Raw genomic sequence first — 588 nt, forward strand, 5'->3', positions numbered from 1 at the left:
GATCATCGAGGATCGGCCCGATGCATTGTGGTCGCGTGCACTGCTCGAGCAATGCCGCGTGCACGACGCGCCGCCAATGCAGCGCATCGTTGTGGCTGTCGATCCGCCAGTGTCGTCTGGCAAACGTGCGGATGCCTGCGGCATCGTCGCGGCGGGGATCTCCGAGGACGGCATTGTCTATGTGATGGCCGATGACACCGTCTCGTCAGTGACGCCGACGGCCTGGGCCAACAAGGCGATTGCGCTGTGGCGCAGGCTGGAGGCCGACGCGCTGGTGGTGGAAGTCAACCAGGGCGGCGAGATGGTGCGCAGCGTGATCAACGAGGTGGACCATACTGTGCCTGTGACGCCGGTGCGCGCCTTGCGCGGCAAGTGGCTGCGCGCCGAGCCGGTGGCGACCTTGTACGAGCAGGGCCGTGTGAAGCATGCCGGCAGTTTTGCCGCGCTGGAAGACGAGATGTGCGACTTCGCGAGTTCGGGGCTGTCGTCGGGCCATTCGCCGGATCGGCTGGATGCGATGGTCTGGGCCGTCGCGTCGCTGGCGCTGGTGCCGCGCGGCGGTGGGCCGAGGATCAGGGTGTTGTGAGC

Annotated in this window: 1 protein-coding gene; it reads left to right on the plus strand. The window is 67.0% G+C overall.

Annotated elements, in window-relative coordinates:
* Positions 1 to 586 (plus strand): phage terminase large subunit family protein (locus AC1DU6_RS34970; RefSeq protein WP_477863135.1); only part of this gene is annotated, 586 nt, incomplete at its 5' end.
* Between the last annotated feature and the right edge of the window lie 2 nt (positions 587 to 588).

The sequence above is a fragment of the Roseateles sp. P5_B10 genome (assembly GCF_056400485.1).